The following is a 7,041-nucleotide window of genomic DNA, read 5'->3' as shown; positions in this document are numbered from 1 at the left end:
AGGTCAGCAGCGGAAGCGTTGGAGAGCTGAGGGCAAGTCATACTCCAGCCTGACACCGAGGCTTGCCCATCGAGCAGTTATTGAAATACAGCTCCCCGCGGTGCCGGTGTACTGCCGGGTCACGCACGCCGACGCGTCCCCGTCCTTGAGGAACCCGGTGTCATCGATGATCAACGCGGTGGGCTTGACGACCGGCTGCATACGCCAGGCCAGACGGGCCCGCACATGCGCCGCATCCCACGGGCTGGAAGTGACGAAGTGGGCCAGCGCCTGCCGGTTCCCGTCTTCGCCCAAGCGGGCGGCCATCGGCTCCACCGACTTACGCCCGCCGTCCAGCAACAGGCCCCGCAGATAGACCCCGCCCCACCATCGCTGATCCGCCCGCGCGAACGGCTCGAACATCTCCGCCGCGAAGTCCTCCAGATCACACCGGACCGCAGCCAACTCCTCACCCAGCACACCCGATCAACGACACAACCGATCAAGAAGACACGCCGTCACCAACCACACATGACCAAGCCCTATTAGTGGTCAGCTCCGGAAGTCCTTCGGGGGTTGACGCGGCGGAGGTGTTGCGTCAGAGGGTTGATCAGGTGGGGAGCGGTGAGACAGAGCTCGCTGGAGCGCCCGAGGGCGTCTTCGGGGCGCGCCGGGGGTTGGCAAGTTACAGAAGCCGGTATTAGAGTCCTGCTTCATTATGAAGCAGGTACATAACTCTTCGTCTGACCTCGCCTGTGACCCGGACGGCAGCCTCTTCGACCCCCGGGTGAGGTCTGCCATGGCCCAGTTCACCGCAGGCGAGGACACCCTCGCCCTCGAAGGCGCAGCTGCGGTCCGCAGCGCTTTCCACGCCGTCGAGCGCCTGCGCGCCCGCGGGGCCGAGGGACGCGGGCTGAGCGCGGGGGCGCTCGACCTCCTGATCCGTCTGAGCGCCGCACCCGATGACGGGCTGAGCATCGGCAAGCTGGCCCAGGGAGCTGGAGTGAGCTCGCGCAATGTCACCGGACTGGTTGACACCCTCGAACGCGACGGACTGGCTGAGCGGGTTCCCGACCGGCGTGACCGCCGTTCAGTCCTGGCCCGGATCACACCCGCCGGGCTGGACTGGGTGGAGTCCTTCCGCCGGCCCACCCAGGCCGCCATGGCGGCGGTCTTCCGAGGATTCACGCCCGCCGAGACGACCCAGCTGCGACATCTGTGTCTGCGCCTTGTCGAGAATCAGAATCGACTCGACCAGTACCTGAGCCAGGCCGACGGCACGAACACCCAGCCGTGAACCGGACGTCCACCGCCCCGAGAAAACGACCCAAGGACCGAACCGCGATGACACCCCAGAACCGGACCCGGCAGATCGTCCGGGGCTATCACGACGCCAGGTTCCGTGGGGACGTGCCCACAGCCGTCGCTCACCTCGCCGAGCCGTTCACCTTCCACAGCCCGCTCATGAGTTCCGGGGACCCCGCCGGCCACCTGGCCGGGCTCCCCGGCTTCCTCAAGGTGGTTACCGGCGTCGACATGATCAGCGAACTGTACGGCGAGTCCGAGGCCACACTCGTCTACGACGTGCATACCTCCACCCCGGCCGGCACTCAGCGCACCGCCGAGCACTTCCGCCTCGACGGCACAGGAATCACATCGATCATGCTGATCTTCGACGGAACACCGTGGCAATCGATGCTGGCAATGATGAGCCAGGAGCCACCCGGCACCCCCACGGCGAAGCCCTCACACTGAACGCCACCAGCCGACGCACCCCCTTGCCCCTCACTCTCGCCGTGTCCGTCGTGCTGAGCGCCAACGAGCGCCACCGGCTGAAGAAGATGGCCTATGGCCACAAGACGCCTCACCAGGCCCGACAGCGGGCAACCATCGTGCTTCTGGCGGCCCGGGGGCACTCCAACACCCGGATAGCCGCGCAGACACGGATGCACGTGGACACGGTGCGCACCTGGCGGGGCCGGTTCGCCGCCGGTGGCCTGCCCGCCCTGGCCGACCGCAGGCGGTCGGGGCGACCGCCCTCGTTCACCCCGCTGCAGGTCACCGAAGTCAAAGCAATGGCCTGCCAGTTACCTGCCGAGACCGGAACCCCTCTGTCGCGCTGGTCGTGCCCGGAACTGGCCCGTGAGGCCGTCGCCCGACGGATCGCGCCGACCCTGTCCGCTTCCACCGTGCGCCGCTGGCTCAAGGACGACGCGATCAAGCCCTGGCAGTACCAGTCCTGGATCTTCGTCCGCGACCCGGGCTTCCGGTCCAAGGCCGCCCGCATCATGGACTTGTACGCCAGGCATGCGACGGGGCAGCCCCTGGGCAGTGACGAGTACGTCATCAGCGCGGACGAGAAAACCTCCATCCAGGCCCGCTGCCGCTGCCACCCCACCCTGGCCCCCGGGCAGGCCCGGGCCATGCGCGTCAACCACACCTACGACCGCGGCGGTGCCCTGGCCTACCTGGCCGCCTACGACGTCCACCAAGCCCACACACCGAACCACGCACCGGCATCGAACCGTTCATGAACCTGGTCACCCAGGTCATGAGCCAGGAGCCGTACGCGAGCGCCAAGCGCGTGTTCTGGATCGTCGACAACGGCTCCTCCCACCGCGGCAAGAAAGCCGCCGACCGGCTGACTGCTGCGTTCCCGAACGCGATTCTGGTGCACACCCCGGTCCATGCCTCCTGGTTGAACCAAGTGGAGATCTTCTTCTCCATCGTGCAGCGCAAGGTCGTCTCGCCCAACGACTTCACCGACCTCACCCAGGTCAGGGACCGGCTCCGAGCCTTCGAAGACCGCTACAACGCCACGGCACAGCCGTACCAGTGGAAGTTCACCGCCTCCGACCTGGACGATCTGCTGGCCAGACTCGACCGGCACACCACCGATCACCAGGAAGAATCCTCCTCCCGACTCGCAGCATGATCAACCCCCGAAGGACTTCCGGAGCCGACCACTAAGCGAGATGCAGACGCCCCAGGAGAACACCTCGTCACTGCCGATGACCGGTATCTCGATCATGTCCTTGACGAAGTAGTGCTGTTCGCGGACCACGCACTGGTCCGCGAACAGCAGGCAGTCATCGGCGTCGGCGAAGGCCGGATTCCACACGGCCGGAGCCTCGACCGTGTAGTTCATTGGCAGCTCAGGGTGCTGGGCCCCGCAGCACGAGCAGGTGTACTGCTCGAGTTCCATGTGGCGCACACGCAGGTCGCGGCTGGCACCGCTGCCCAGCGAGGCCGTACGGCCGGTGGGGCGCCACGGCCGCCCAGGGACCTGACCACGCTGGACCAGGTAATCGTAGAGCTGGCCGAGTGCCGCCGAATCACGATCCCAAGCGGCCTGTCCGACCGTCTCCTCGGCTTGCTCCCGCCGCCACAACCGAAACTCCAGCAAGTCCGCCTCGCTCGCCGAGACGAAATCGCGGCTGCGGGTGGCCAGGAAGTGGAACAACATCAACGCGGTGTACGCGCATGCCTTCATCGTCTTCGCATCACGGCCCGCGAGGCCCATCGCGCGGAACCAACTGGTCAGCGGTTCGACCGGACGCATCGTGTCATCGAGCAGGATCGGGGTGCCCCGGGGCAGTCGGCGCCGCTCGAAGAGCTCGCTCGGCTTTGCATAGCTCCGTCCCGCGACCGCACCCACCTTCCAGACTCGGCGCTGGTCCACGAAGAACAGCCGCACAAGATCCCCGAGAGCAGCCCCCGCATCCGACATTCCGTTCAACGGACGAATGGCCGACGAGGAAACTGCCGCAGCAAGGTTCGGGAGACGGACGCCGAGTCAGTCGAGCTCCGGTCTGTGGCCTACTACATCCCCGACCGCGACGCGGATGGGTTCGACATTTCGTTCGCCACGCAGAACTGGCGGAAGGCCATCCGTCTCGGCGAGGGTGTTCCGCCATCCCCCGTCGAGGTGTCGCGCGATCGTCTGGCACGAGCGATTCGTGAACCAGAGTGCGCGCCGCGCCCGGTGCCTCAGTCGTGGGTGACGTTCTCGGTGAGCAGGCGGAGCAAGTGCTTCGCGGTGGCGTCCTGCTCGGGGGTCAGGCCCATGGCCTCGCCGATGGCCAGCGGGACGGCGCGGGCCTTCTCCTGAAGGTCTGCGCCGGCCGGGGTGAGGTGTACGGCGACGGAGCGTTCGTCCTCGGCGCGTCGTTCGCGGCGAATCAGGCCGCCGGCCTCAAGGCGCTTGAGGAGCGGCGAAAGGGTGCTGGATTCCAGCTGGAGCGCCGTGCCCAGTTCCCGTACGGAAACCGAGCCCTGCTCCCACAACACGAGCATGACGAGGTACTGCGGGTAGGTCAGCCCCAGCTCGTCCAGCAGTGGACGGTAGCGGGTCGTGACCGCCCGCGAGGCCGCGTACAGGGCGAAGCAGAGCTGGTCCTGAAGCAGCAGCGAACCTACTGCGGCGTCGTCGCGCGTGTTCTGGCCCATGAGCGGCGTCCTTACCTCTGATGATCGGCCAGGTACATCCTACCCATTCCAAGTGCCCTCGACTATGCCTTGCTCGATTCAGTTGTGCACGACTGAATCGAGCGCTACGGTTTTCTCGTGACCGCCGAACGGCCGGGCACATCCCTCGCCGAGGCTGCCGCCCCGGCATCAGCCCAAGGAGCCCCCGTGCACGAGAACATCACCGCCCCCGAACTGGAGCCGGCTGCCGCCGCGTTCGCTGAGGCCACCGCCAACCCGCCGTATCTGTTCGATCTCGGTCCGGTCGAGGGCCGCAAGGTGGTCGATGAGGTCCAGTCCGGCGAGATCGCCAAGCCCGAGATCGCCGAGGAGTGGGTGACCGTGCAGGGCGGGCCCACCGGCACCGTCCGGGCGCGCATCGTCCGTCCCGTCGGTGCCGCCGGTCCGCTGCCCGTTGTCCTCTATATTCACGGTGCGGGCTGGGTTTTCGGCAACGCCCACACCCACGACCGCCTGGTGCGCGAACTCGCCGTCGGCGCGAACGCCGCCGTCGTCTTCCCCGAGTACGACCTCTCGCCCGAGGCCCGCTACCCCGTCGCGATCGAGCAGAACTACGCCGTCGCCCGCTGGGTCGTCACCGACGGCGCTTCAAAAGGCCTGGACACCACCCGGATCGCGGTGGCCGGTGACTCGGTCGGCGGCAACATGGCCGCCGCACTGACCCTGATGGCCAAGCAGCGCGGGGACGTGCCGCTCGTCCAGCAGGTGCTGTTCTACCCCGTCACCGACGCCGCGTTCGACACCGGCTCCTACCACCAGTTCGCGACCGGCTACTTCCTGCGCCGCGACGCCATGCAGTGGTTCTGGGACCAGTACACGACCGACGAGGCCGAACGCGCCCAGATCACCGCGTCCCCGCTGCGCGCCACCACCGAGCAGCTCACCGGCCTGCCCCCGGCCCTGGTCATCACCGGCGAGGCCGACGTCCTGCGCGACGAGGGCGAGGCGTACGCCAACAAGCTCCGCCAGGCCGGCGTCCCCGTCACGGCCGTCCGCTACCAGGGCATCATCCACGACTTCGTCATGCTCAACGCCCTGCGCGAGACCCACGCCGCCGAAGCCGCCATCAACCAGGCCATCGCCACCCTGCGCACCGCACTCGACACCGCCTGAGCGCGCTCAACCACATCCGGCGCCCATAACACCCCCGCACCACACCCGGCCGGACCACCCGGGTCCCGCCTCAGTACCCCACGCACCAGGAGTTCCCCCATGCGCACCGCACCTGTCCGAATCAACCGCAAGATCGCCGTCGCCGCAACAGCCGCCCTCATCGCCGGGGTGACCATCACCGCCCACGCGTCGGCCTCACCCGCCGCACCGTCCGCCACCACAACCGCCCCGGTGCTGGAAAAGGACGCCCAGGCGTTCGCCGACGCGGCCGCGAAGAACCCGCCCATCTACACCCTGTCCTACGGCGACGCCCGCAAGGCACTCGACAGCGCACAGGCCGGCCCTGCGGACAAGCTCCCGGCGGACATCAGCCACCGCACCCTCAAGGTGGGACCCACCGGCGAGGTGACCATCCGGATCGTCCGCCCCGCCGGAGTGAGCGGCAAGCTCCCGGCCGTCATGTACTTCCACGGCGGCGGCTGGGTCCTCGGCAACGAGAACACCCACGACCGGCTGGTGCGACAGATCGCCAACGGCGCCCACGCTGCGGTCATCTTCGTCCACTACACGCCCTCGCCCGAGGCGCGCTACCCCATCGCCATCGAGCAGGCGTACGCGGCCACCAAGTGGGTCGCCGACCACGGTGACGAGATCAACGTCGACGGCTCCCGGATCGCCGTCGCCGGCGACAGCGTCGGCGGCAACATGACCGCCGCCGTCACCCTCATGGCCAAGCAGCGCCGCGGCCCTGCCCTGCGCGAGCAGGTGCTCTTCTACCCCGTCACCGACGCCAACTTCAACACCCCCTCCTACCGGGAGTTCGCCGACGGCCCCTGGCTGACCCGCAAGGCCATGAAGTGGTTCTGGGACGCCTACGCCCCCAACGCCAAGGACCGCAAGCAGATCCTCGCCTCGCCACTGCGCGCGAGCCTCAACCAGCTCGAAGGCCTGCCCAAGGCCCTGGTCATCACCGACGAGGCCGACGTCCTGCGCGACGAGGGCGAGGCGTACGCCGCCAAGCTCCGCGCCGCCGGCAACGACATCACCACCGTCCGCTACCAGGGCACCATCCACGACTTCGCCATGCTCAACGCCCTCGCCCACACCAACGCCGCCAAGGCAGCCGTCGACCAGGCCAACCACTTCCTCTACACCGGCCTTCACAGCGGCTCCTGACCCCCGCTCCAAAGCGACCGGCTCCGGCAGCGCCGCCGAGCCCGGGCCCGCGGCGGGGAGCGTGAGGACCAGCCCGACCCCCGCCGGCGCACGGGACGGCGCCGCTACGGACGCGGCCTTCGCCCAGCCGCAGCCGGACTGCAGAGCCAGTGGAACGTGGTCCGCAGCCCGCCCGCGGGCCAGAGAAGCATTAGCCTCGGCGTTTCAGTTGGGTCTGCTGGGCGGCTGGGCGAGGTTGTTTCAGGCCGTGTCGGCCGGTGGGCATGGTGAGGGCCCGACGCGGGG

8 protein-coding genes and 1 pseudogene are annotated in these 7,041 nt (G+C 68.3%); 6 read left to right on the top strand and 3 right to left on the bottom strand.

The window, feature by feature from the left end; genetic code table 11:
• Nucleotides 1-93: 93 nt before the first annotated feature.
• Nucleotides 94-402, bottom strand: a pseudogene (locus ACIRJP_RS41670) (transposase); the annotation flags it as partial.
• A 376-nt stretch (nt 403-778) separates the two neighbouring features.
• On the opposite strand from ACIRJP_RS41670, the gene ACIRJP_RS41665 reads away from it, so the two are divergent.
• Genes ACIRJP_RS41665 through ACIRJP_RS41650 form a run of 4 tightly spaced genes read left to right on the top strand, consistent with a single transcriptional unit; the run spans nt 779 to nt 2,914 of the window.
• Nucleotides 779-1,276 (top strand): MarR family winged helix-turn-helix transcriptional regulator, encoded by a 498-nt coding sequence (locus ACIRJP_RS41665; protein WP_404186326.1) that lies wholly within the window; start codon nt 779-781, stop codon nt 1,274-1,276.
• 47 nt (nt 1,277-1,323) lie between these two features.
• Nucleotides 1,324-1,734 carry a hypothetical protein gene (locus tag ACIRJP_RS41660; RefSeq protein WP_404186324.1) on the top strand — a complete coding sequence of 137 codons (411 nt, stop codon included), beginning with the start codon at nt 1,324-1,326 and terminating at the stop codon, nt 1,732-1,734.
• A 41-nt stretch (nt 1,735-1,775) separates the two neighbouring features.
• Entirely contained in the window at nt 1,776-2,513 is a 738-nt protein-coding gene (locus ACIRJP_RS41655; RefSeq protein WP_404186322.1) for a helix-turn-helix domain-containing protein, read from the top strand.
• Nucleotides 2,510-2,914: a transposase gene (locus tag ACIRJP_RS41650; RefSeq protein ID WP_404186320.1), complete on the top strand. Its 405-nt coding sequence runs from the start codon at nt 2,510-2,512 to the stop codon at nt 2,912-2,914. The genes ACIRJP_RS41655 and ACIRJP_RS41650 overlap by 4 nt, the downstream gene beginning before the upstream one ends.
• Here ACIRJP_RS41650 and ACIRJP_RS41645 read toward each other — a convergent pair whose 3' ends face one another.
• Together ACIRJP_RS41645 and ACIRJP_RS41640 are read right to left on the bottom strand one after the other, a co-directional pair.
• Entirely contained in the window at nt 2,915-3,541 is a 627-nt protein-coding gene (locus tag ACIRJP_RS41645) for a DUF2199 domain-containing protein (protein ID WP_404186318.1), read from the bottom strand.
• 428 nt (nt 3,542-3,969) lie between these two features.
• Entirely contained in the window at nt 3,970-4,428 is a 459-nt protein-coding gene (locus ACIRJP_RS41640; protein WP_404186316.1) for a MarR family winged helix-turn-helix transcriptional regulator, read from the bottom strand.
• A 186-nt stretch (nt 4,429-4,614) separates the two neighbouring features.
• Here ACIRJP_RS41640 and ACIRJP_RS41635 point away from each other — a divergent pair, with 186 nt between their 5' ends.
• Complete coding sequence (locus ACIRJP_RS41635; RefSeq protein WP_404186314.1) at nt 4,615-5,580, top strand: alpha/beta hydrolase; 966 nt, start codon at nt 4,615-4,617, stop codon at nt 5,578-5,580.
• Nucleotides 5,581-5,679: 99 nt separating this feature from the next.
• Entirely contained in the window at nt 5,680-6,756 is a 1,077-nt protein-coding gene (locus ACIRJP_RS41630) for an alpha/beta hydrolase (protein WP_404186312.1), read from the top strand.
• Nucleotides 6,757-7,041 lie beyond the last annotated feature (285 nt).

This window comes from Streptomyces sp. NPDC102437 (assembly GCF_044765565.1).
Taxonomy (GTDB): domain Bacteria; phylum Actinomycetota; class Actinomycetes; order Streptomycetales; family Streptomycetaceae; genus Streptomyces.
Note: the sequence above shows the minus strand (reverse complement) of the source record. Positions and strands in the feature narration are given on the sequence as shown.

What these genes read in the sequence shown, in the direction of transcription:
- ACIRJP_RS41665 (WP_404186326.1), top strand. Translation starts at nt 779, where the DNA reads ATGGCCCAGTTCACCGCAGGCGAGGACACCCTCGCCCTCGAAGGCGCA.
- ACIRJP_RS41660 (WP_404186324.1), top strand. Translation starts at nt 1,324, where the DNA reads ATGACACCCCAGAACCGGACCCGGCAGATCGTCCGGGGCTATCACGAC.
- ACIRJP_RS41640 (WP_404186316.1), bottom strand. Translation starts at nt 4,428, where the DNA reads ATGGGCCAGAACACGCGCGACGACGCCGCAGTAGGTTCGCTGCTGCTT.
- ACIRJP_RS41645 (WP_404186318.1), bottom strand. Translation starts at nt 3,541, where the DNA reads ATGCGTCCGGTCGAACCGCTGACCAGTTGGTTCCGCGCGATGGGCCTC.
- ACIRJP_RS41650 (WP_404186320.1), top strand. Translation starts at nt 2,510, where the DNA reads ATGAACCTGGTCACCCAGGTCATGAGCCAGGAGCCGTACGCGAGCGCC.
- ACIRJP_RS41630 (WP_404186312.1), top strand. Translation starts at nt 5,680, where the DNA reads ATGCGCACCGCACCTGTCCGAATCAACCGCAAGATCGCCGTCGCCGCA.